Source organism: Sphingomonas sp. M6A6_1c, assembly GCF_053345135.1.
Window position 1 is genome coordinate 239,011 of the sequence record NZ_JBKEZO010000002.1, and the last position, 22,462, is coordinate 261,472.

The following is a 22,462-nucleotide window of genomic DNA, read 5'->3' on the forward strand; positions in this document are numbered from 1 at the left end:
TAGATATTCCTTCGTTCTAAGTCGGTTACGTTGATCTGTTATTTCTTCTTGAGAAGATTTTCGAAGCCGGGCGGCAGCTTGGGCATGCCGTCCTGGCCGCCGCCGAGGCCGGGAAGACCCTTGGGCAGACCGCCGCCGGCCCCACCCCCGGCTTTCTCCATCATCTCGCCGAGGCCGGCGCCGCCCAGGGCATTGCCGAGGCCACCCATGCCGCCCTTGCCGAGCATCGCCATCATGCCCTTGAGACCGCCCATCTTTTTGATCTTCTTCATGGCGGTCGACATTTCCTGATGCATCTTCAGGACCTTGTTGACCTCCTGCACCGTCGTGCCGGAGCCCTTGGCGATGCGGATCTTGCGTTTGGCGTTGATGAGTTCGGGCTTGGCGCGCTCCTTCAGCGTCATCGAGCCGATCATCGCTTCCATATGGATGAGCATCTTGTCGCCGCCCGCGGTGGCGAGCGCGCCTTGCGCCTTCTTCATCCCCGGCATCATGCCGGCGAGCGCGCCGAGGCCACCCATGCGGCGCATCTGTTCGAGCTGGCCGCGCAGGTCGTTCATGTCGAACTGACCCTTGGCGAGCCGCGCGGTCATCCGCTCGGCGTCTTCCTGCTGGATCGATTCGGCGGCGCGCTCGACGAGGCTGACGACGTCGCCCATGCCGAGGATGCGGCCGGCGACGCGGCTGGGGTGGAAGGCCTCGAGCGCGTCGAGCTTTTCGCCGGTGCCGGCGAATTTGATCGGCTTGCCGGTGACGGCGCGCATCGACAATGCGGCACCGCCGCGTGCATCGCCGTCCATCCGGGTCAGCACGACGCCGGTGAGCGGCACCTGTTCGGAGAAGTTCTGCGCGACGTTGACCGCGTCCTGGCCGGTCAGCGAATCGACGACGAGCAGGATTTCCTGCGGCGTGGCGATCTCCGCCACCGCCTTCATCTCGTCCATCAGCGCCTGATCGACGTGCAGGCGACCGGCGGTGTCGAGCATCAGGACGTCATAGCCCTGCAGCTTGGCGGCCTGGAGCGCGCGGCGAGCGATGTCGACCGGCTGCTGGCCGGCGACGATCGGCAGCGTCGCCACCTCGATCTGCGTGCCGAGCGTCGCGAGCTGCTCCTGCGCATTGGGGCGATTGACGTCGAGCGACGCCATCAGCACCTTCTTGCGGTCGCGTGCGACGAGGCGCTTGGCGATCTTGGCGGTGGTCGTCGTCTTGCCCGAACCCTGCAGGCCGACCATCATGATGACGGCGGGCGGCGTCACCGCCAGTTCGAGTTCGGACGCGTCGGCGCCGAGCATCTCGACCAGCGCGTCGTTGACGATCTTGACGACCTGCTGCCCCGGCGTGACCGAGCGCAGCACGTTCTGGCCGACCGCCTGTTCGGTGACCTTGTCGACGAAGCTGCGCGCCACCGGCAGCGCGACGTCGGCCTCGAGCAGCGCGACGCGCACTTCGCGCATCGCGGTCCGCACATCGGCCTCGGTCAGCGCGCCACGGCCACGCAGGCGGTCGAATACCCCGCCTAGCCGGTCGCTCAGACTGTCGAACATCGCCTCGAAACCCTCATCAAGCCACGCAACGCAAAAGACGCCGGCGGGCGAAACCTCGCCGGCCAGCGTGCACCCGTGGGCGCTTCATCGATCGCATTCCGTGGAGGAACGTGTGGGGGCCTTAGGCGAAATCGCGGCGGGGTGCAAGGTTGGTGGTTTTCGGCAGTTGGGCGATGCGAAGACAGAGCCACCGCTCTCCCTTCGTCACCCTCCCCCTTCGTCATCCTCCCCCTTCGTCATCCCGGCGGACGCCGGGACCCATGGATGCGGTGAAGTCGTCGTTGCGCGAAACCGCCTCCACATCGTGTCCATGGGTCCCGGCTTTCGCCGAAATGACGAGAGGAGGGGGTGGGATGACGAGAGGGGGTGGGATGACGAGAGGGGGACGCGTTACCAGCCCGCATCCGACTGCGCGAGATAGGCCTCCTCCGCGCCAGTCGATTCGCGCGCCAGATCGGCGTTGCGGCTGGGGAAGCGGCCGTAGCGCGCGATCACGTCGCGGTGGTTGTGGGCGAAGGCGATGTTCTCCGCGATCCCCAGCGATTCGAACTTCGCGACCGACAGGTCCTGCATCGCGATATCTTCGGCGTGCATCAGCGGCATGTAGAGGAAGACGCGGCGATCGGGCGGATAACGCTCGTCCCAGCCCTGGCCGATCGCGGTGCGGGTGAGTTCCAGCGCGAGCCCGTCCGCCGCATAAGCCTCCGCCGAACCGCGGTGCAGGTTGCGCGAGAATTGATCGAGCAGGATGATCGCGGCGAGCAAGGCATCGGGATCGTCGCGCCACCCTTCCGCCCGCGCACGCAGCACGCCGTCGCGCATCGCGCCGAACCGTTCGGCGATCGTCCGGTCCAGGGAATCGTCCTTGGCGAATTGCGCCTCGCTGGTCAGCCCGAACCAGAAGTCGAGCACCGCGGACGCCATGTCATGGACTTGGGTCCCTTCGTTGACTAAATCGCCCGCCATGTCTGCTCCCGCGCCAGAGGTGATCTCCCTCGGCTGCCGCCTCAACATCGCCGAGAGCGAAACGATCCGGACGCTCATCGCCGGGCGCGATACCGTGGTCGTCAACTCCTGCGCGGTGACCCATGCGGCGGTCAAGGCGACGCGCGTCGCGATCCGCCGCGCCCGCCGCGCACGGCCCGGCGCCGAACTGGTCGTCACCGGCTGTGCGGCGCAGCTCGACCCCGCCGGCTTCGCGGCGATGCCCGAGGTCGACCGGGTGATCGGCAATGGCGAGAAACTGCTGCCCGCGGCGTGGGACAGCCTCGCGCCCGTCGTGGTCGGCGACATCATGCAGTTGCGCGAGACCGCACCGCATCTCGCCGCGAGCTTCACCGGCCATGCCCGCGCCTTCGTCGAGGTGCAGAACGGCTGCGATCATCGCTGCACCTTCTGCGCGATCCCGTTCGGCCGCGGCCCGAGCCGGTCGGTGCCGGCGGGGGCGGTGGTCGAGCGGATCGCGGGGCTGGTCGACGCCGGTCACGCGGAAATGGTGCTGACCGGGGTCGACTTGACGAGCTACGGCCACGACCTGCCCGGCGCGCCGACGCTGGGGATGCTGGTCGAGCGGATCCTGCGCCACGTGCCGAAGCTGGCGCGGCTGCGGCTGTCGTCGCTCGATTCGATCGAGATCGACGAACGCCTGTTCGAGCTGGTTACCGGCGAGGCGCGGGTGATGCCGCATCTCCACCTCTCCTTCCAGGCGGGCAACGACCTGATCCTCAAGCGGATGAAGCGGCGGCACAGCCGCGCGCAGGCGGTGGCGACGGTGGCGCGGCTGAAGGCGGCGCGGCCGGAGCTGGCGATCGGCGCCGACCTGATCGCCGGCTTCCCGACCGAGGACGAGGGCATGTTCGCCGATACGCTGGCGCTGATCGACGACGCCGACATCGTCCACGGCCACATCTTTCCCTATTCGCCGCGCGCCGGCACGCCGGCGGCACGGATGCCGCAGGTCGATGCCGGCGCGCTCCGCGCGCGCGCCGAGCGATTGCGGGCCGCGGCGGCGCGGCGCAAGGCGGCGTGGCTGGCGGCGCAGGTCGGGTCGGTGCAGCAGGTGCTGCTCGAACGCCCCGGCGACCGCGGCCATGCGGGGAATTTCGCGGAGGTCCGCCTCGCCCCCGCCCCCGCCCCCGCCCCCGCCCGCCCCGGCGACCTCGTCGCCGTCCGCATCACCGCCGCCACCGACACCCATCTGCTAGGTACGATAATATGAGCACCACACCGACATGGCACGAGCGGCTGCTCGGCGGCTTCAAGAAGACCTCCGACCGGCTGGTCGGCAATCTGGCGGGCCTCGGCGGCGCGCGGCTCGACGATGCGACGCTCGACGAGGTCGAGGAGGCGCTGATCGCCTCCGACCTCGGCCCCGACACCGCGGGCAAGATCCGCACCCGCCTCGCCGAGGGGACGTTCGAGCGCAACATGGAAGAGCTGGGCATCCGCCTCATCGTCGCCGAAGAGGTCGAGAAGGCGCTCGCGCGCGTCGCCACCCCGCTCGAGGTGACCGCCTTCCCGCGGCCGCAGGTGATCCTCGTCATCGGCGTCAACGGATCGGGCAAGACGACGACGATCGCCAAGCTCGCGCATCTGCTGATGGAGCAGGATTACGGCGTGATGCTCGCGGCGGGCGACACGTTCCGCGCCGCGGCGATCGGCCAGTTGCGCACCTGGGCCGATCGGGTCGGTGTGCCGATCGTCACCGGGCCGGAAGGCGGCGATGCCGCCGGCGTCGTCTGGGACGCGGTCAAGAAGGCGACCGAGACCGGCATCGACGTGCTGATCGTCGACACCGCCGGGCGCCTGCAGAACAAGCGCGAGCTGATGGACGAACTCGCCAAGATCCGCCGCGTGCTCGGGCGGATCAACCCGGCGAGCCCGCATGACGTCGTGCTCGTCCTCGATGCGACGACGGGCCAGAATGCGCTGTCGCAGATCGAGGTGTTCAAGGAGGTCGCCGGGGTCACGGGGCTTGTGATGACCAAGCTCGACGGCACCGCGCGCGGCGGCGTGCTGGTCGCGGCGGCGGAGAAATACGGGCTGCCGATCCATGCGATCGGCGTCGGCGAAGGCATGACCGACCTCAGGCCGTTCGACGCCAACGAGGTGGCGCGGATCATCGCCGGTGTCGATCAGGGGGTACGCAAGTGAGCGGCGGCACGACCCAGCAATCCTCTCCCGGCCTGCGGATGGGGGTCGAATACGGCCCGCTGCTCGTCTTCTTCGCGGTCAACTTCCTCTTCCCCGCGAGCCTCGCGATGCAGATCGTCGCGTCGGGGACGGGGTTCCTCTCCGACCTCGATCGCGCCGGCGCGCTGGTGATCGCCAAGGTGATCGTCGCGACCACCGCCTTCGTCATCGCCACCGTGATCGCGATGGTGGTGTCGAAGTCGCGGCTCGGCACGATTTCGCCGATGCTGTGGATTTCCGGCGGGTTCGTCGTCGTCTTCGGCGGGCTGACCGTCTGGTTCCACGATCCCAAGTTCATCCAGATGAAGCCGAGCTTCGTCTACGGCATGTTCGCCGCGGTACTCGCCTTCGGCCTCATCACCGGGCGGCCGTTGCTGCAGGGGCTGCTCGGCACCGCCTATCCGGGGCTCAACGCCGACGGCTGGCGCAAGCTGACGCGCAACTGGGCGCTGTTCTTCGTCGGTATGGCCGCCCTGAACGAGGCGGTGTGGCGCAACACCAATTGGGATTTCTGGGTCGGGTTCAAATTGTGGGGTGCGATCCCGCTCACGTTGCTGTTCGCCTTCGCGAACATCCCGATGCTACTGCGGCACGGGCTGAATACGGAAGACCCGCAGGCAGGTATTCCGCCGGAGTAAATGTCCTCCCCGGCACGGGGAGGGGGACCGCCGGCGAAGCCGGTGGTGGAGGGGGATCGCCACGCAGCACACCGTCTGCGGAAGCCCCCCTCCACCAGCCTGCGGCTGGTCCCCCTCCCCGCCAAGCGGGGAGGAGTTGAAGGTTACGCCGCGTCGAAGCGCTTGCCGGCCTCGTCCCAGTTCACCACGTCCCACCACGCCTTGAGATAGCCCGGCCGGTCGTTCTTGTAGGTGAGGTAATATGCGTGTTCCCACACGTCGTTGCCGAGGATGGGCGTGCCCTTGTCCTTGGCGTCGTCCATCAGCGGATTGTCCTGATTGGGCGTCGAGGTGACCTTGAGCGCGCCGCTCAAATCCTTGATGACCCAGGCCCAGCCAGACCCGAACTGGCCCGCACCCTTGGTGTTGAAGTCTTCCTTCAGCTTGTCCAGCCCTCCATAGGCGTCGATCGCCTCCTTGAGCGCGCCCGACGGCTGCGTCGAGCCCTTGGGCCCCATGATCTTCCAGAAGAAATCGTGGTTCCAATAGCCACCGCCATTGTTGCGGACGAGCGGCGGCAGCGACGAGATGCGGCCGAGGATGTCCTCGATCGACAGGCCTTCGAGGCTCGAATCGGCGGCGACGCCCTCGTTGAGCTTGGCGGTATAGGCTGCGTGATGCTTGTCGTGGTGGAAGGTCATCGTTTCCTTGGAGATGACCGGTTCCAGCGCGTCATAGTCATACGGCAGCGGCGGCAGTTCGAATGCCATGGGAAAGGCTCCTCTTGGATAGGGACGATGTCGTCCCCGCGTTAACGCAAAAGCCGGCCTAACGCTCCCATGCCGTTACGCAAGCGTCACGAGCCCGTCGCGTTGATCAGTTCGTGTCGTCGCAGTGCATGGCGAAGCTGGTCGTAGCTGAGCCCCAAAGCCTCCGCCGTGGCACGCTGGTTGAAGCGATGCTCGGCGAGCGCGCGGGCGAGCAATTCGCGCTCGAAACCGGCGACGCGCGATTTGAAGTCCGACGGGCCGGCGTCGCAGGCGGCGACCGGGCTGTCCTCGGGCACCGGCCGGTCGGCGACCGGCGCATCGGCGGCGGGCGCCTTGCCCGGGCCGCCGCCGGGGCCACCCTGCGGCCGGAAGGGGGAAGCGAAGGGATCGATCTCGATCGCGTCTACCGGCCCGTCGTTCTCCCAGCGATAGACCGCGCGCTCGACCACGTTGCGCAACTCGCGGACGTTGCCGGGCCAGCGATAGTTGAGCAACTGGTCGAGCGCGCGCGGACCGAAGCCGGGCCAGCGGTCCCAGCCGATCTCCGACGCCATCCGCCGGCCGAAATGATCGGCGAGCACCGCGATGTCACCCGACCGCGCACGCAGCGGCGGCAGCGTCACCACCTCGAACGACAACCGGTCGAGCAGGTCGGCGCGGAATTCGTGACGGTCGACCTTGTCGGGCAGATGCTCGTTGGTCGCCGCGACGATGCGGACGTCGACGCGCAGCGGGCGCGACGATCCGATCCGGGTGATCTCGCCATATTCGACCGCGCGCAGCAGCCGGTCCTGCGCCGCCATCGACAGCGTCCCCAATTCGTCGAGGAACAAGGTGCCGCGATGCGCCTCCTCGAACCGGCCGGTGCGCGCCTTGGTCGCGCCGGTGAACGCGCCCGCCTCATGGCCGAACAATTCCGCCTCGATCAGCGACTCGGGAAGCGCGGCGCAGTTCATCACGACGAGCGGCTGGTCCCAGCGCGGCGACAGGCGGTGGAGACGCTCGGCGACCAGCTCCTTGCCGGTGCCGCGCTCGCCGATCACCAGCACCGGCCGGTCGAGCGCGGCGGCGCGGCTGGCCCGTTCCAGCGCGTCCAGAAAGGCCCCCGATTGGCCGATGACTTGCGAGGTGCGTTCCATCGCCAACATCTGGCGGAAAACGCCAACGTTACGCAAGCGTTCATCCGTGCCTTGCTAATCTAAGACACCGAAAATCGACGCAAATCCGCCGTTTTCGGAATTGGCACGCTCCCTGCAATGTTCCTGGCATACCGCCGCACGGTGGTGACAAGGTTCAGAAAATCAGGAGGTTACCATGTTCAAGTCCGAGATCGCCCGCAAGCTCGCCGCCGTCGCCTGCACCGTCCTGTTCAGCGCCACCTGCGTCGCTGGCGCGGTCGGCCCGGCGACGGGAGGGAGCCAGACCGTGGCGACCGCCCGCCAGACGGCGTAAAGCGGTCCCAAACCGGCGGGCACGCGTAGCGCCCCCCGGCCCGTATTCAGGAGCACCGATACCGATGGGCATTTTTTCCCGCACCCGCGACATCGTCGCCGCCAACTTCGCCGATCTGCTCGAAAAGGCCGAAGATCCGGCGAAGATGATCCGCATGATCATCCTCGAAATGGAGGAGACGCTGGTCGAGGTCCGCGCTTCCGCGGCGCGCACGATCGCCGACCAGAAGGAGATGCGGCGCCATATCAGCAAGCTGGAACAGCTTCAGGACAGCTGGACCGAAAAGGCCGAGCTGGCGCTGAGCAAGGACCGCGAGGACCTCGCCAAGGCGGCGCTGGTCGAGAAGCAGAAGGCCGCCGACATGGCCGAGCAGCTCAAGATCGAGGTCAAGGTGCTCGACGATGCGCTGCGCGCGTCCGAAGAGGATATCGCCAAGCTTCAGAAGAAGCTGACCGAGGCGCGTACCAAACAGTCGAACGTCCAGACCCGGCTGGAGAGCGCCAACAACCGCTATCGTCTGCGCGAGATGTATTCGGGGCCGAAGACGCACGAGGCGTTCAGCCGCTTCGACATCCTCGAACGCCGCGTCGACGATGCCGAGGGCCGCGCCGAGGCGCTGGGCCTGGGCGCGCCGAAGAGCCTTGAGGAGGAGATCGCCGAGCTGCGCGCCAGCGACAAGGTCGACGCCGAACTCGCCGCGCTGAAGGCACGCATGAAGAAGGAGGATTGAGATGGAAGAAGTCATTCCCTTCTTCGCGATCACGATCCTCTTCATCGGTCTGCCGTGGCTGATCTTCCACTATATCACCAAATGGAAACAGGCACCGAAGATCACCGACGAGGACGAGAAGCTGCTCGACGAGATGTTCAATCTCGCCCGCCGCCTCGAAGACCGCCTCAACACCGTCGAGCGGATCGTCGCCGCCGACAATCCGGACTTCAAGCCGGGCCTGAACGCCCCGCACCAGTCCACCCCTTATCAGATCGACCGGAGGAACTGAGATGTCCGCGCGCACCAAATTCTACGTCGACAAGCAGGAAGGCAAGTGGCTCGGCGTCTGTGCCGGGATCGCGGATTACACCGGCTTCGACATCACGCTCGTCCGCGTCGCGATGATCGTGCTGACGCTGGCGACCTCGGGCTGGGTGTTCGTCGCTTATGTCGCGGCGGGCTGGCTGGCGCCGAAGAAGCCGATCGGCCTCTACGAGACGCAGGAAGACGCGAAATTCTGGCAGGGCGTGCGGACCAATCCCAAGCGCTCCACCACCGAGGTGCGCAGCAAGTTCCGCGACATCGATCGCCGGCTCGCCGACATCGAGCTGCATTACACCAGCCGCAACAGCCGGCTGGCCGAGGAAATCGACAGCCTGCGCTGAGCAACGACTCGCGCGGCAGGTTCAGGGAGAATCACGATGGACATGGGTTGGATGGTGCCGGTCGGCGTCGTCGGTGCGATCAGTGCGCGCCACGCCTTCACCACCTGGGTCAAGGCCAAGCATGGCTACCCGATCGAGGACGAAGGCCGCCGCAGCCGCCGCCGCACGCGCGGCACCGCCGGCGAGGATATCGAAGCTGAGCGCAAGATCATGCTGCTCAGCAACGAGAACGACAAGCTGACCGGCCAGGTCAGCCGGCTGGAGGAACGGATCGCCGTCCTCGAACGCATCGCCACCGATCCCGCCGAGCGCACCGCTCGCGAGATCGAAGCGCTCCGCGACAAATAGCAAGGAACCGGCATCATGGGTCCCGATCACGTCTTCTGTATGATCCTGGGCGCGGCGATCACGCTCGCCATCCAATGGTACGGCCGCCGCAAGGTGCGCCAGGCGACCGTCGCCCCCGATCTGGAGGCGCGCCAGAACATCGACCTGCTCGACGCCGAGAACGCCCGCCGCATCGGCCAGATCGACCGGCTGCAGGAGCGGCTGGCGACCGTCGAGAGCATCGTCACCGACCGCGCGCACCGGCTCGGCCACGAAATCGACCAATTGCGCGCCAGCTGAAGGACGGACCAATGACCCCTTTGATGATCCCGATCCTCGGCATCTCCTGCGGCCTGCTCGCGATCTTCGGCGGCGTCTTCGTCAAGCCGTGGTTCGCGCTCCAGCAGCGCCGGATGGAGATCGAGGCGGACAAGGTTGCGGAAAAGGCGGCGCAATATGCCGCCCAAACCGAGCGGCTGGAGGAGCGGGTCCGCGTCCTCGAACGCATCGTCACCGATCGCGGCGCCGATCTGGCGCAGGAGATCGAGACGCTGCGCGATGCGCGGCCCGGTCGCCTGCCGATCAACTGAACACCGATACCCGCGACTACCGATATGATGGCTTCGTCCCCGTGGCGGAGCGACGCGACGAACGCGCCCGGATGGTGGCGCGCATCATCACCGACACCCGCAGCCGCCGGTCCCGACCGCGAGATCACGCGCTGCGCAACCGCCAACGGAGGCCGATCATGACCGATCCCAACGTCTATCTCACTCTCTCGCTGGTGGCGCTGGCCGGGCTGGCGATGCTCGTCACCGCCTGCCTGTCGGGCTGGCGCGGCTGGCTGGCGCTCAAACACCAGCAGCTCGACGCCCAGGCGCCGATCCCGTCCGGCCCTTCCGCTGGCTCGCGGATCGAGATCGCCGATCTGAAGGAGCGCATCCGCAAGCTGGAGGCGATCGCCGCCGGGGTGGATCTGTAGGCACCCGGATGATGGCGGTGGCGTGGGTACGGGACTGCGCTATCCCCTTCGTCATCCCGGCGAACGCCGGGACCCATGGATATGACGAGATCGGCGATAGCGCGCCCTTACCGCCCGCCCGCGACCATGGGTTCCGGCTTTCGCCGCGATGACGAAGGGGTTGAGGCTTTCCGACGGTTGCCCCTCCCCGCCCCCGCCTGTACCGCCGCCTGCATGACCAGCATCGCCGAGATCCGCGACGAATACGACTTCCTCGATGCCGACGATCGCTATCGCCTGTTGATCGATCTCGGCCGCACGCTCGAGCCGATGCCCGATGCGCTGAAGACCGAGGCGACGCTGGTGCGCGGCTGTTCGGCGTCGGTGTGGGTCTATCCAACACGGCGCGAGGACGGCACGCTCCACTTCCTCGCCGACAGCAATGCGGCGATCACCAAGGGGATCATCGCGCTGGTGCTGCTGACGGTGCAGGACGGCGCGCCGCCGGCGGTCGCCGCCGCGGACATCGAGGGCGAGCTGGCGCCGTTCGACCTCAAGAACCAGCTCAGCTCGAACCGGACGCAGGGCATTCCCAACATGATCGCGCTGATCCGCGAGACGGCAGCGCGCTACGTCTAGCGGTGCGGCTCACGCCGTCGGGGCCGGGTCCTTGGCGGCATCGTGAGACCGCGACGGCCGATGCAGCCGCGCCGCCAGTTCGGCGACATCGGCGTCCTTCGGCACCACCAGCCACGTCCCCGGCGCGCGGCCGTCGATCATCGCGACCGCGTCGCGCGGGCACAGGCCGAGGCAGCGCGTCTCGACCACGCCGAGCGTCGCCTTGCGCCCCTTCCCCACGCCGAGGATCCTGCGCAGCACCTTGGCGAGCGGCGTGCGCCGCTTCTTGCCGAAGCCGCCGTCGAGCTTCTTCGAACATTTGCCGCAGACCAGGATCGCGCCCTGCCAGGCGCTGGGCACCTGCTTCAGCGGGGGCGCCACTCGCGCCGCTCCTCCGCCGCGCGCAACACCTCATAGGCCGCCTGCACCGCCTGGAAGCGGACCGCGGCGTTGCTGTCGCCGGGGCGGATGTCCGGATGGTTCTCCTTGGCGAGCTTGCGCCACGCCGTCTTCACCGCGTCGAAATCCGCGTCGGTGTCGAGCCCCAGCGCCTCCAGCGCGTGCATCTCGTCGCGCGATCGGCTGCCGTCGCCCGACCCGCCCCAGGCGTAATGGCTGGCATTGGCGTAGCCGGACGCGGTGCTCGTCTCCGACGCCTCGCGCTGCGCCGCCTCTTCGGCGGACAACCCCTCGAAATAATTCCAGCCGCGATTGTATTCGCCCGCGTGTGTCGCGCAGAAATACCAGCGGTCAGGGCTGTTGGGCGATTTGGGCGCCGGGCAATTGCCCGGCTCGTCGCAGCCGTGGCGGTCGCAAATGCGCACCGTCGTCGTCTCGCGGCCCGAGCCATAGCCGCGCCAGCGCGGGAACCCCCAATCGTTCGAACGAGATGTGCTGCGCGCCATCGGGATCACATAAGCCTTGGACGGCGCGGCGCAACGGGGGCGTGATGTCAGAGGGTCTGTAAGCCGGGTTCTGTCCACCCCCTTGCGGGGGATAGGCGACCATTCCTCTAGGACGACGCTCGCGCGCCGCCTCCAGCAACCAACCCGGGCGACGAGCTGAAACGAAGCCCATGTGCCGCCCCTATTCGGTCTTGCTCCCGGTGGGGTTTGCCGTGCCGCCCCTGTTACCAGGCGCGCGGTGCGCTCTTACCGCACCCTTTCACCGTGGCGTGGCCGAAGCCGGCGCCGTCTGCTCTCTGTGGCACTTTCCCTGGGGTCGCCCCCGCCGGGCGTTACCCGGCACCGTCGTTTCGCGGAGCCCGGACTTTCCTCGCGTATCCCAAGGGATACCCGCGGCCGCCCGACCCTCTGACGCCGGTCGCCCTAGCGCGGGAACACGCGCTAGGGAAGCGGTGCCGGCCCGCACCCCCTGAACGCTGCTCTACCGCAGCGTTCAGCAAGATCAGTCATCCCCCTGCGGTTTGGGAAGCAGCAGCGCGAGCAGGATCATCCGGCATTCGGCGTCGATCTCGCCATCGACCAGTTCGGGGCGGTAGCGGCGCTGGAACGCCATGATCGCCGCCATCGGTTCGCTGACGTCATAGCCGAAGCGTTCGAGCGCGAGCAGGAAGCCGGCCTGCGGCCACATCGGGTCCATCAGGTTGCGCGTCGGCCGCGGCAGCGCGAGGCGCAGCTTGGCGAGGCGATACCAGGGGAACAGCTCGCCGGGATCGCGCTTGCGGGCGGGTGCGATGTCCGAATGGCCGACGATATTGCCGCGGGTGATGCCGTGGCGGTCCTTGATCGCCGCGACCAGCGGGATCAGCGCGTCGATCTGTTCCTCGGTGAACGGGCGATAGCCCCATTCGTGGCCGGGATTGACGATCTCGATCCCGACGCTCGCGGAATTAATGTCGGTGATGCCGCGCCAATGCGAACGGCCGGCATGCCAAGCGCGCATCTCCTCGGCGACCAGCCGGCAGACGGTGCCGTCCTCCTCGATCAGATAATGCGCGGACACCTTCGCCTCGGGATCGCGCAGCCGCGCCAGCGCGGACGGGCCATCCTGCATGCCGGTATAATGCAGCACGATCATGGTGATCGGCAGCGACCGCTCGTCGAAGTTCGGCGAGGGCGTGTCGAGGATTGTCATCTGCGCAGCCTAGCGAAGGCCGAACGGATGCGTAAGGGGGATCAGGCCGCCGCCGCGCGGGGGGCCTTGCCGGTGCGTTCGTAGAGGCCGCGCAGCCGGCGGCTGGGCTGGAAGGCGTCGGTCTGGCCGATCACCGTCTCGCCCGCACCGAGCGCCAGTGTGCCGCCCGGGCGGATCGCCGCCGCGAAGCGGGCGAACACCTCGCTTTTGGCCGCGGCCGAGAGGTAGAGCAGCACGTTGCGGCACAGGATCACGTCGAATGCACCGGGCGGCGGCGGTTCGGCGACGAGATTGTGGCGGCGCACCGTCACCAGCCGGGTCAGCTCGGGCTTGGCAACCCAGTCGGTACCGTCGGCATGGAACCAGCGGACCATGCGCCGGATCGGCAGACCGCGCTGGATCTCGAATTGCGTGTAGCGGCCGGCGCGGGCGCGGGTGCAGGCGGCTTCCGACACGTCGGTGGCGACGATTTCGGGCACCGCTGCGCCGCCCTCGGCACGTTCGGCGAACAGCATCGCCAGCGACAAGGGCTCCTGCCCGGTCGAACAGCCCGCGCACCAGATGCGCGGCCGGCGCCCCGCCGCCTCGGCCGCGGCGACCGCCTCCAGCACCAGATCGAAGACCGGCGCGTCGCGGAAGAAGGAGGTCTCCTGATTGACCAGGGCGTTGACGATCTGGTCGCCGACGCGCGCATCATTGCCGTCGAGCAGCAGCGTGACGAGCTGGTCGAGCGTGTCGAGCCGGCGTTCGCGCAGCAAGGGCTTGAGCGCGGTATCGATCCGCCACGAACGATAACTGGCGATCTGCTGGCCGGTACGCGCCTCAAGCAAGGCGCTGAAGACGTTGAGCGCGACCTGGGAGACGCCGGGCGAAACGGGGGGGTGCGGCGCGGCGTTCATGGCCGGCGTCGGGCCGCGGCGAGGCGGCCGATCGCGTCGGGGGGCAGCACCGCATCGGCGCTGCCGCCGTCGGCGACCGCGCCCGGCATGCCCCAGATCACCGAACTCGCCTGATCCTGCACCAGCACGCAGCCGCCGGCCTGATGGACCAGCCGCGCGCCCTCGGCCCCGTCGCGGCCCATGCCGCTCAGCACCACCGCCAGCATGCGCGCGCCGAACACCTCCGCCATCGAGGCGAACATCGGATCGACCGAGGGCGTGCAGCCGCTCGGGGCGGCATCGTGGGTCAGGCGGATCGCCGCCGATCCGTCGCCGAGCGCGACGCAGCGCATATGCGCGTCGCCGGGCGCGACGATGATCCGGCCGGGCCGCAACCGCAGCCGGTCGATCGCGACCTCGCACGGGCGGTTGCCGATCACCGCGAGCTGCGCGGCGAAATAGGGCATGAACGACGCCGGCAGGTGCTGGGTGATGAGGATCGGCAGGCGAAAGGTCGCGGGAAGCTCCGCGAGCAGCGCGCTGAGCGCATGGATGCCGCCGGTCGACGCACCGATCGCCATCACGTCATATTCGTCGGCCGCGGGGGCGGTACGCGGCATCGGCGTGGCGGCGGAGCGCAGCGGCACCACGGCGGGCGCCCGGCGGCCGTCGCAGGCGACGCTGGCGAGCCGATCGAGCTTGTCGATGAGGATCTCGCCGAACTGACCCAGCCGCTCGCCGCTCGCCGGCTTGAAAACGGTGTCGGTCGCGCCGAGCGCCAGCGCCTGCACCGTGGTCGCGGCGCCCTCGCCGGCCTGGCCGGACACAACTAGCACGTTCGCCCCCTGCCCAGCCGCGATCAGGCCGGGCAAGGCGGTGAGGCCGTCGACGCCGGGCATCTGCACGTCGAGCAGCACGAACTGGACGCGTTCGCGGGCTAGCACCGCCAGCGCCGCGGACGCGGTGCTGACGCTGGCGATCACGACATAACGGTCGGTCGCGGCGATGATCCGCTCCATCACCGCGCGCGCCACCGCCGAATCGTCGACGATGAGCACGCGCGCGGGCGCACGGCGACCCGCTGCGGCATCCGGCTGGTGAAGGGGGTGGACGGCGGTGGCCATGGCAGGGCTCCCGCCCGTCAGGCCATGCCAACGATCTGGAGTTTCGATTCGAGCGTGTCGCGATCGAACGGCTTCATCACATATTCGTCCGCCCCCGCCTCGATCGCGGCGCGGATATAGGCCATGCCGTTCTCGGTGGTGCAGAACACCACCTTGGGGCGCGAGGCGATCGGCGCCTCGCGCAGCGCGCGCAGGAAATCCATGCCGCTCATCACCGGCATGTTCCAGTCGAGCAGGATCACATCGGGCGGCGACGCCAGGCAGGCGTCCAGCGCCTCGCGGCCGTCGCACGCCTCCGCCACGGTGAAATCGAGCGTCTCCAAAATGTGGCGCGCGACCTTCCGGATCACCTTCGAATCGTCGACTACGAGGCACGTCTTCATGGATAAGCCTTTTTACCAGCGATGATCGCTGCTTGGCATGATGGCAGCGAAGCGTAAGCGTCGCGTTAAGCGGCCAGCACCTGTTGCGGGACGAGGGCGGCGAGATCGACGATCAGCAACGGTTCGCCGTCGCGCTCGACCAGCCCGACGCCGACCTCCGCCCAGCCGCGATCGAGCGCGAGGCCGGGGGACAGCGGCTGGCGATCGAAGACGGACACGTCCTCCAGCTCGTCGACCAGGATCGCATAATGATGGCCGTCGATCCGCGTGATCACCGCGCGCCGCGCCGAATCGGGCGTCGGGTCGAGGCCGAGCGCGGTGCCGGTGTCGATGACGGTGACCACCCGGCTGCGCAACGCGACCAGCCCGCGCACCGCGGCCTCCGCGCGGGGCACCGCGACGATCTCGGCAATGTCGACCACCGAATCGACCTGGCTGGTCTCGATGGCGACGCCGCGGCCGGCGATATGTGCGATCAAGAACAAGCCCATCAGCGGCCTCCCACGGCATGCGCCAGCGCGTCGAGCAGCGCCGGTCGGTCGTAGCGATAGATGCTGGCGGGATCGCCGACGTCGTGACGCTCCTGCCGCAGCCGCACGACGTTGCGCGCGTCGGCGGGGGCGATCGCGGCATCGTTCATGACGAACGCGACATCGGCGGGCCCGTCCGGTGGCGGCTGCATCACGCAGCGATAGCCGAGCGCCTCCAGCATCGGCCGCAGAAACGTCTCCATCCAGCCGCCGGCATCCGGTTGCAGCCAGCACAATCGGTCGCTGGCGGACGGCCGCAGCTCGCCGGCGAACAACGCATGCGCGTCGAGCAATTCGACCTGTTCGCCATCGATGATCACCACCCCGGCGACCGGCCCGGTGCCGCGCGCGGGCGCGATCTCGGTCGGCAGTTGGACGATCTCGACCGGTTCGTGGATCGCATAGGCGATCTCGGTGACGCCGTCGGTGAGGCGGAGCACGGGCACGTCGCGGCGATCGCCGATCGGCGCGGCGGAATAGAGCGGCACCAGGCTGCCGCCGATCGCCAGCCGCAACTGGCCACCGGTGCGGCGGATAGCGTCCGCCGAGACCGGCTCGACGCGGTCGATCGCGGCGATCGGCAGCACGCGGCGCTGCCCGTCGAGGTCCTCGAACATCAGCGCGAGCACGCCCGGCGCCGGCGCGGCGACCGCAGCGTCCTCCTCGCCGGCGAGGCCGCGCAGGAAGCGGAGCCCGGCGACGACGGCGATGCCCGATGCGTCGAGCAACAGCATCGGCAGCCCCGAATCGGGCAACGTATGGCCGGCGTAGACGCCGGTCGCCATCACCGCCGGCGCGGCGGGCTTCACCACCAATTCCTCGGTATCGATGACGTGATCGATCGCCAGCGCGTAATCGCCGTCGCGGGTGGAGACGATCGCCAGCGTCGTCTCGCCGCCGTCGCCGATGCCGAGCAGTCGGCCGAGCGACACGAGCGGCAGCCGCCGGCCGCGCACCGTCGCCACCTCGGCATCGCCGATGGTGTCGATCCGCACCGCGTCGCCGCGCACGCGCAGGATCTCGTCGACCGACTGGCGCGCAATCGCGAACCTTTGGTCGCCGACGCCGACGACGATCGTCGACATGATCGACAGCGTCAGCGGCACCGCGATGACGATCGTCAGCCCCTGCCCCGGCCGGCTGGCGAGCTGGATACGCCCGCCGATATGTTCGATGTTGGAACGCACCACGTCCATGCCGACGCCGCGGCCGGAAATGGCGGTGACGGTGTCGCGGCTCGACAGGCCGGCGTGGAAGACGAGATCGAGCCGCGCCGCGGCGTCCATGCCGGCAAGCGCGGCGTCGGTGACCAGCCCCTGCGCGCGCGCCTTGGCGGTGAGCCGGTCGACGTCGATACCACGGCCGTCATCGGCGATCTCGATCAGGATCTGGTTGCCCGACTGGCGCGCCGAGACGATGAGCCGCCCGTTTTCGGGCTTGCCCGCGGCACGGCGTTCGGCGGGCGTCTCGATACCGTGATCGACCGCGTTGCGGATGATATGGACCAGCGGATCGCGCATCAATTCGATCATCTCGCGATCGAGTTCGACATCCGCCCCGCCAATACTCAACGCGACCAGCTTGCCGAGTTCGCCCGCGGTATCGCGCACCATCCGCGGCAGCGCGGAGAAGAGCGCGTCGATCCGCTGCATCCGCGTGCGCGTGACGGTGTCGCGCATGTCGGAGACGGTGAGCGACAATCGTTCCAGCGCCGCCTCGACCAGCGGATCGACCTGTTCGTCGCGCAGCCGGCGGGCGAGTTCGTTGCGCGCCAGCACCATCTCCGACATGCCGCTCATCATCCGGTCGAGCAGATCGACGTTGAGACGGACCGAACGGCTGTTGGCGCGGACCATCGCGGCGGGCTGGACCTGCGCGACGGGCCGCGCATCCTCGGCGAGCGCGGCGATCAGCAGTTCCTCGCTGGAATCGTCGAGGGCCGCACCCGAATCGATCGCCTCGACCAGCTCGCCGATGCGATCGACGATCGCGAGCACGGCATCGACCAGCAGCGTATCGGGAACACGCTTGCCGTCACGGACCGCGGCGAGCACGTCCTCGGCGGCATGGCTGAGCCGCGCCAGCCGCGGCAGGTCGAGAAACCCGCAGCTGCCCTTCACCGTATGGACGAAGCGGAAGATCGCATCGAGCCGCGCCCGGTCGGTCGGCGCCGCCTCCCACGCGACGATCTCCCCCGAAAGCGCCTCCAGCGTCTCGCGTGTCTCGGCGATGAATTCCTGTAAAAGGTCGTCCATGGGTCCCCGGCAATTCGCACAGGCTCATGCGGGGAGACAGGTTAAGGCGGCGTTTAGTTGCTGGGTGGGCGAGCCGGCGCGGAGGCAAGGCCTCTTCGAAAGTCCGCAATGTCGGCGGATCAGCATAGTGTTCCTGCGAAAGCAGGAACACGAGTGATGTTTTGCAAAGGTCGCGCGGAGGTTTCGCCCGAACCGATGCGATGCGCCGGCGCTTACACAAAAGGCACACACAGTCCGGCTAGCCTTGCGCGGATGGGGACCACACCGCCTTGTGATGGCCGGATGCGACCGGCAGTGGCGGCGGCGCTCTCGCCCTATCTGCTTGCGCATTTCGCGAAGAGCCAATTGTGGCATGCCAGCACCTTGCTGTTCGGCTTCTTCCTCACCGAAGCCTGTGGGCTCAGCGCGGCGGCGATGAGCGGGGTGATGGCGGCGACGCTGGCGCTCAACGGCGTGGTCGATGCGGCGCTGGGGATGCGCTGGCGCGGGCGGATGGTCGGGCTCGCCGGCGCGGCGCGGTTGCAGCTTGCCGCAACGCCGGCGACCTGCCTGTTCTTCCTGTCGTTCTGCGCGACGCCGCTGGTCGGGGCGGAGGCGCGGCTGTCGTGGGCGCTGGCGACGCTGCTGGCGTTTCGCCTCGCCTATCCGTTCATCGACGTGCCGCAGAATGCGATGGTCGCGCTGGCGCCGCTCGACGAGGACGGGCGCTGTACGCTGCTCGCGCGGCGCAACGTCGCCTCGGGTCTGGCGAGCATCGCGGTGGGCGGCCTGGCCGGACCGCTGCTGATCCACGGCCATGCCGACCTGCCGTGGCTGACCTGGGCGGCGATCCTGTCTTCGCTGGTCTGCGCGACCGGCTGGTGGCTGGCGCGATCGCCGATCATCGGGATTGCGGCGCGGCCGGCGCAGCGCGACGACGACGGCGTCGCGCTGCGCTTCGCGACGATCCTCGCCGCGCTGGCGGTGATGGTGGCGGCGAGTTCGCTGTTCCGCACGCTGGAGCCCTATTACGCCGCTTATGCCGCGGGCGGCGTCGGGCTGCTGCTGTGGGCGGGGATCGGCGCGCTCGTCAGCCAGCCGGCGTGGCTCGCCTGCCGGCGCCGGGTGCGGACCAGCGGCGCCTTGGGTGCGGCGGCGCTGGTGCTGATGCTCGCGGCGCTGATCCTGCTCGGTCCGCTGCGGGCCACGGCGGCGGGGGTGATCCTCGCCGGGTTCGGCTTCGGCGCGGGGGCGAGCGGGCTGTGGCTGATGCTGTGGGCGGCGATGATGCGCCGCGCCGCGGCGGGCGGCGCGACCGGCTATGTCGGCGTCTTCACCTGCGTGTCGAAACTGGCGCAGGCGGCGGCGATGCTGCTGCTGGGCCGCGTGCTCGGCGCCTCCGCCTATCGCGACACGCTCGCCGATCCGCACTCGCCGCCGTCGCTGCTGATCGTCGCGGCGCTGGCGACGCTGGCGGCGACATGCGTCGCGCTGGCGCTCGCCTGCCGGCAGCGCGGGGCGCCGGCCGCGGGCCTGCGCGTGGGCCGCCGGAACGCGGTCAGCGGCAGCTAGGCGCCGCGGTGCCGTCGGTGCCGAACCGCCAGATCGTCGTCTGCCGATAGGTCTGGCCGGGGCGCAGGATCGTCGTCGGGAATTGCGGCTGGTGCGGGCTGTCGGAGACGTGCTGCATCTCCAGCGCGACGCCGTCGCCGGGCTGATAGACGTGGCCGCTCGGACCGGCGTCGCTGCCGTCGATATAGCCGCCGGTATAGACCTGCACCGACGGCTCCGTCGTCTCGATCGTCAGCGTCCGGCCCGATGCCGGGTCGATCAGCCGCGCCACCGGCGCGAGCGTGCCGACGGGCTTGTCGAACAGCCAGGCGTGATTGTAGCCGCGGCCCTTGAGTTCCGGGCTGGCGATCCGCTCGCCGATGCGCCGCGGGCAGCGGAAATCCATCGGCGTGTCCGCTACCGGCGCCAGCCGCCCGGTCGGGATGCCGCCCGCGTCGGTGACGATCGCGCGGTCCGCCCGCAATTGCAGCCACTGGCCGAACACGCTGCCGCTGCCCTCGCCGGCGAGGTTGAAATAGCTGTGGTTGGTGATGTTCACCGCGGTCGGCTTTGTGGTGCGCGCGCGATAATCGATGTGCAGCGCGTTGTCGGCGGACAGCCGATAGCGCACCGTCACCGTCAGGCGGCCCGGAAAGTTCTGGAAGCCGTCCGGGCTGACCAAGGTGAAGGTCGCGCGGTCGCCGCCGGACCGGTGGCGCACTTGCCAGTCCGATGTGTCGAAGCCGAACGGGCCGCCGCCGTGCAGCGCATTGGCACCGTCGTTGGCGACCAGCGTCACCGGCCGGCCGTCGATCGCGAAGCGCGCGCCGGCGATCCGCCCGGCATAGCGCCCGATCGTCGCGCCGAAGCCGTTCTTGCGGATCTTGGTCCGATAGTCCGCAGCTTTAGGATAGCCGAGCACGACATTGGCGACGCGGCCGTTGCGGTCGGGCACCTCGATCGCGGTCACGATCGCACCCTGCGGGATCAGGCGAACCGCCATGCCCCCGCCGTTGCGCAGCGTGATCGTCGGATCGGCCGGGATCGGCGCGGCGGTGGCGGCGAGGAGCGGGAGAAGCATCACCCGGCCGTTCTATGGCAGCGCTTCCATCGGCGCGAGCCTCTTTTCAGGATGCGTCGCGCGCCGATGCGAAACGATTGTTGAACATCGGATACAGCCAAGGTTCAGCGCTTATGCTTAATATCGCCATCATGATTGATTCCGATCTGCCAGCAACCGGGCCGCAGGCGATGCCCAAGATCAAGGGCGTGGCCGACGATATGGCCGCGATCTTCGGGCGGGAATTGCGCAGCGCGCCCGCGGCACTGCCGGTGCTCGCCCATCCGGAACGGCTGCGTCGCAGGCGCCGTCCGTGGCTGGCGATGCTTGCCGCCGGCGGCGTGGTGACGATGCTGACCGCGGGGATCGTCGGCGGCAGCAACGTGATGGAGGCACCGGCCGCGGCGCCGGCGAAGCGGATCGCGACCAAGCGGCCGCAACTCCTACCGCAACCGGCCGCCGTGCCCGCGGTCGCGCCGCAGCCGGTCCAGATCGCCGACGCTACCCCGTCGCTGCCGCCCTCGCCCACCGCCGTCGCGGACGACGCACCGGTGACGCCCGCGGCCCCCGAGCCGCGTCCTTACGTGTCGACGCGGGATATCGTCGCGGAGGCGCCGCCGCGCCCGGTCGCGCGCCCCGTCGAACGGCCGAGCTATGCGCCCGACCATGCCGCCGTGCTGGCCACCGCACCGACGCGCAGCGCCTGTTTCGACGAGGCGAGCTGCCTCGCGCCGCAATTGCGCAGCGCGGAACGTACCGTCGCCGTCGCCTACGACCAGGCGACGATGGCGCAGGTCCGCGCGGGCACGCTGCGCGACTATCGCGACGAATGGCTGCGCGCCCGCCGCGTCGCCGTCCGCCGGCCCCGCGAGGCGTTGCGCATCTACGGCATGATCGCCGCCGACCTGCGCGTGTTCGCCGAGGATGCGCCGGCGGAGGATCGCGTGGCGCTGCAATGATCGGCTTCCGGCGCGAGCGGCTTGCGCCGGCGGACGGCGTCCGCGCCGGGGAACAGCCGCTCTACGCGATCGGCGATGTCCACGGCCGCTACGATTTGCTGCGGGCGCTGCTCGCCGAGATCAATCGCGATGCGGCGGAACGCTATCCGGGCGTGACGCCGCTGCTGGTGCTGTGCGGCGATTATGTCGATCGCGGGCCGGCGTCCGCCGAGGTGCTCGCCGCGCTGACCTGGCTGCTGCGCTCGACCGCGGTCGAGGCGCGGCTGCTCGAAGGCAATCACGAGGCGATGCTGCGCGACTTCCTCGAACAGCCGACCGACCACGGCCGGTGGCTGGCGGTCGGCGGCGCCGCGACCGTGCGCTCCTACGGCATCGATATGCCCGAGCCGGCCGAGCTGGAACGGCCGGCGGCGCTGACCGCGCTGCGCGACAGCCTGCTCGATGCGATGCCGACCTCGCATTATCATCTGCTGCTTCGCCTCGAACTGCTGATCGAGATCGGCGATTATGCCTTCGTCCATGCCGGCGTCGTGCCCGGCGTCGCGCTCCACGCGCAGCGCCGCGACGATCTGCTCTGGATTCGCGAGGGATTCCTTGACCACCCGAAACCCGCCGCCGCGGTGATCGTCCACGGCCACACCTGGACCAGCGACCGCCCGACTATAATGCCGCACCGCATCGGCATCGATACCGGTGCCTATAAGACTGGCGTGCTCACCGCCTTGCATCTGTGCGAGGATCGCGCCGAGATCATCCAGGCGGTCGACGACACCGCCCCACGCTGA

28 protein-coding genes and 1 other RNA gene are annotated in these 22,462 nt (G+C 69.0%); 15 read left to right on the top strand and 14 right to left on the bottom strand.

Annotation, left to right across the window (positions count from 1 at the left end; genetic code table 11):
- Window positions 1–38: 38 nt before the first annotated feature.
- Both ffh and ACLBWH_RS04125 read right to left on the bottom strand, forming a co-directional pair.
- On the bottom strand, window positions 39–1,547 hold the full coding sequence (gene ffh / locus ACLBWH_RS04120; RefSeq protein ID WP_447796976.1) for a signal recognition particle protein: 1,509 nt from the start codon (window positions 1,545–1,547) through the stop codon (window positions 39–41).
- Between the two features lie 390 nt (window positions 1,548–1,937).
- On the bottom strand, window positions 1,938–2,471 hold the full coding sequence (locus ACLBWH_RS04125) for a DUF924 family protein (RefSeq protein WP_447796978.1): 534 nt from the start codon (window positions 2,469–2,471) through the stop codon (window positions 1,938–1,940).
- A gap of 40 nt (window positions 2,472–2,511) precedes the next feature.
- Between ACLBWH_RS04125 and mtaB the strand changes: the two genes are divergently transcribed.
- From mtaB to ACLBWH_RS04140, 3 genes are read left to right on the top strand one after another with little or no spacing between them, the layout of a single operon-like run.
- The gene (gene mtaB, locus ACLBWH_RS04130) at window positions 2,512–3,765 is read left to right on the top strand and encodes a tRNA (N(6)-L-threonylcarbamoyladenosine(37)-C(2))-methylthiotransferase MtaB (RefSeq protein ID WP_447796980.1); all 1,254 of its coding nucleotides are present in this window, start codon (window positions 2,512–2,514) and stop codon (window positions 3,763–3,765) included.
- A complete protein-coding gene (gene ftsY, locus ACLBWH_RS04135) occupies window positions 3,762–4,700 on the top strand; it encodes a signal recognition particle-docking protein FtsY (RefSeq protein WP_322847548.1) in 939 nt (312 codons plus the stop codon). Before mtaB ends, ftsY begins: the two co-directional genes overlap by 4 nt.
- Before the next feature lie 38 nt (window positions 4,701–4,738).
- Entirely contained in the window at window positions 4,739–5,377 is a 639-nt protein-coding gene (locus tag ACLBWH_RS04140; protein WP_447797479.1) for an inner membrane-spanning protein YciB, read from the top strand.
- Between the two features lie 143 nt (window positions 5,378–5,520).
- Here ACLBWH_RS04140 and ACLBWH_RS04145 read toward each other — a convergent pair whose 3' ends face one another.
- On the bottom strand, window positions 5,521–6,126 hold the full coding sequence (locus tag ACLBWH_RS04145; RefSeq protein ID WP_447796981.1) for a superoxide dismutase: 606 nt from the start codon (window positions 6,124–6,126) through the stop codon (window positions 5,521–5,523).
- Between the two features lie 86 nt (window positions 6,127–6,212).
- Entirely contained in the window at window positions 6,213–7,265 is a 1,053-nt protein-coding gene (gene pspF / locus ACLBWH_RS04150; protein ID WP_447796983.1) for a phage shock protein operon transcriptional activator, read from the bottom strand.
- 175 nt (window positions 7,266–7,440) lie between these two features.
- Here pspF and ACLBWH_RS04155 point away from each other — a divergent pair, with 175 nt between their 5' ends.
- The 9 genes from ACLBWH_RS04155 to ACLBWH_RS04195 all read left to right on the top strand — a co-directional run bounded on the left by ACLBWH_RS04155 (window position 7,441) and on the right by ACLBWH_RS04195 (window position 10,882).
- Window positions 7,441–7,578: a hypothetical protein gene (locus ACLBWH_RS04155; RefSeq protein WP_322847546.1), complete on the top strand. Its 138-nt coding sequence runs from the start codon at window positions 7,441–7,443 to the stop codon at window positions 7,576–7,578.
- 64 nt (window positions 7,579–7,642) lie between these two features.
- Window positions 7,643–8,308: a phage shock protein PspA gene (gene pspA, locus ACLBWH_RS04160; RefSeq protein ID WP_322847545.1), complete on the top strand. Its 666-nt coding sequence runs from the start codon at window positions 7,643–7,645 to the stop codon at window positions 8,306–8,308.
- A 1-nt stretch (window position 8,309) separates the two neighbouring features.
- Window positions 8,310–8,579, top strand: a complete 270-nt coding sequence (pspB, locus tag ACLBWH_RS04165; protein WP_447796985.1) for an envelope stress response membrane protein PspB — start codon at window positions 8,310–8,312, stop codon at window positions 8,577–8,579.
- Window position 8,580: 1 nt separating this feature from the next.
- Complete coding sequence (gene pspC, locus ACLBWH_RS04170; protein WP_447796987.1) at window positions 8,581–8,955, top strand: envelope stress response membrane protein PspC; 375 nt, start codon at window positions 8,581–8,583, stop codon at window positions 8,953–8,955.
- A gap of 42 nt (window positions 8,956–8,997) precedes the next feature.
- Complete coding sequence (locus ACLBWH_RS04175; RefSeq protein WP_322848043.1) at window positions 8,998–9,303, top strand: hypothetical protein; 306 nt, start codon at window positions 8,998–9,000, stop codon at window positions 9,301–9,303.
- Between the two features lie 15 nt (window positions 9,304–9,318).
- Window positions 9,319–9,582 (top strand): hypothetical protein, encoded by a 264-nt coding sequence (locus ACLBWH_RS04180; RefSeq protein ID WP_322847543.1) that lies wholly within the window; start codon window positions 9,319–9,321, stop codon window positions 9,580–9,582.
- An 11-nt stretch (window positions 9,583–9,593) separates the two neighbouring features.
- Entirely contained in the window at window positions 9,594–9,872 is a 279-nt protein-coding gene (locus ACLBWH_RS04185; protein WP_322847542.1) for a hypothetical protein, read from the top strand.
- A gap of 158 nt (window positions 9,873–10,030) precedes the next feature.
- Entirely contained in the window at window positions 10,031–10,264 is a 234-nt protein-coding gene (locus ACLBWH_RS04190) for a hypothetical protein (RefSeq protein ID WP_447796990.1), read from the top strand.
- Between the two features lie 213 nt (window positions 10,265–10,477).
- Window positions 10,478–10,882 (top strand): SufE family protein, encoded by a 405-nt coding sequence (locus ACLBWH_RS04195; protein ID WP_322847540.1) that lies wholly within the window; start codon window positions 10,478–10,480, stop codon window positions 10,880–10,882.
- Between the two features lie 9 nt (window positions 10,883–10,891).
- Here ACLBWH_RS04195 and ACLBWH_RS04200 read toward each other — a convergent pair whose 3' ends face one another.
- The 9 genes from ACLBWH_RS04200 to ACLBWH_RS04240 all read right to left on the bottom strand — a co-directional run bounded on the left by ACLBWH_RS04200 (window position 10,892) and on the right by ACLBWH_RS04240 (window position 18,128).
- Window positions 10,892–11,242, bottom strand: a complete 351-nt coding sequence (locus ACLBWH_RS04200) for a (2Fe-2S) ferredoxin domain-containing protein (protein ID WP_447796992.1) — start codon at window positions 11,240–11,242, stop codon at window positions 10,892–10,894.
- Window positions 11,227–11,766, bottom strand: a complete 540-nt coding sequence (locus ACLBWH_RS04205) for a J domain-containing protein (protein ID WP_447796994.1) — start codon at window positions 11,764–11,766, stop codon at window positions 11,227–11,229. The genes ACLBWH_RS04200 and ACLBWH_RS04205 overlap by 16 nt, the downstream gene beginning before the upstream one ends.
- Window positions 11,767–11,809: 43 nt before the next feature.
- Window positions 11,810–12,178, bottom strand: an RNA gene (gene rnpB, locus ACLBWH_RS04210) — RNase P RNA component class A.
- A 90-nt stretch (window positions 12,179–12,268) separates the two neighbouring features.
- On the bottom strand, window positions 12,269–12,958 hold the full coding sequence (locus ACLBWH_RS04215) for an N-acetylmuramoyl-L-alanine amidase (RefSeq protein WP_447796996.1): 690 nt from the start codon (window positions 12,956–12,958) through the stop codon (window positions 12,269–12,271).
- A 41-nt stretch (window positions 12,959–12,999) separates the two neighbouring features.
- Complete coding sequence (locus tag ACLBWH_RS04220) at window positions 13,000–13,857, bottom strand: CheR family methyltransferase (RefSeq protein ID WP_447796997.1); 858 nt, start codon at window positions 13,855–13,857, stop codon at window positions 13,000–13,002.
- On the bottom strand, window positions 13,854–14,960 hold the full coding sequence (cheB, locus tag ACLBWH_RS04225) for a chemotaxis-specific protein-glutamate methyltransferase CheB (RefSeq protein ID WP_447796999.1): 1,107 nt from the start codon (window positions 14,958–14,960) through the stop codon (window positions 13,854–13,856). The genes ACLBWH_RS04220 and cheB overlap by 4 nt, the downstream gene beginning before the upstream one ends.
- 17 nt (window positions 14,961–14,977) lie before the next feature.
- Window positions 14,978–15,343, bottom strand: coding sequence for a response regulator (locus ACLBWH_RS04230; RefSeq protein WP_038660946.1), 366 nt, complete (start codon window positions 15,341–15,343; stop codon window positions 14,978–14,980).
- A gap of 65 nt (window positions 15,344–15,408) precedes the next feature.
- A complete protein-coding gene (locus ACLBWH_RS04235) occupies window positions 15,409–15,834 on the bottom strand; it encodes a chemotaxis protein CheW (RefSeq protein WP_322847534.1) in 426 nt (141 codons plus the stop codon).
- The gene (locus tag ACLBWH_RS04240) at window positions 15,834–18,128 is read right to left on the bottom strand and encodes a chemotaxis protein CheA (RefSeq protein WP_447797001.1); all 2,295 of its coding nucleotides are present in this window, start codon (window positions 18,126–18,128) and stop codon (window positions 15,834–15,836) included. The genes ACLBWH_RS04235 and ACLBWH_RS04240 overlap by 1 nt, the downstream gene beginning before the upstream one ends.
- A 282-nt stretch (window positions 18,129–18,410) precedes the next feature.
- On the opposite strand from ACLBWH_RS04240, the gene ACLBWH_RS04245 reads away from it, so the two are divergent.
- The gene (locus tag ACLBWH_RS04245) at window positions 18,411–19,679 is read left to right on the top strand and encodes an MFS transporter (protein WP_447797003.1); all 1,269 of its coding nucleotides are present in this window, start codon (window positions 18,411–18,413) and stop codon (window positions 19,677–19,679) included.
- On the opposite strand, the gene ACLBWH_RS04250 is transcribed toward ACLBWH_RS04245, so the two are convergent.
- On the bottom strand, window positions 19,666–20,739 hold the full coding sequence (locus tag ACLBWH_RS04250; RefSeq protein ID WP_447797005.1) for an aldose epimerase family protein: 1,074 nt from the start codon (window positions 20,737–20,739) through the stop codon (window positions 19,666–19,668). The genes ACLBWH_RS04245 and ACLBWH_RS04250 overlap by 14 nt on opposite strands.
- 131 nt (window positions 20,740–20,870) lie before the next feature.
- Here ACLBWH_RS04250 and ACLBWH_RS04255 point away from each other — a divergent pair, with 131 nt between their 5' ends.
- Window positions 20,871–21,677, top strand: coding sequence for a hypothetical protein (locus ACLBWH_RS04255; protein ID WP_447797007.1), 807 nt, complete (start codon window positions 20,871–20,873; stop codon window positions 21,675–21,677).
- Window positions 21,674–22,462 carry a metallophosphoesterase gene (locus ACLBWH_RS04260; protein ID WP_447797009.1) on the top strand — a complete coding sequence of 263 codons (789 nt, stop codon included), beginning with the start codon at window positions 21,674–21,676 and terminating at the stop codon, window positions 22,460–22,462. Before ACLBWH_RS04255 ends, ACLBWH_RS04260 begins: the two co-directional genes overlap by 4 nt.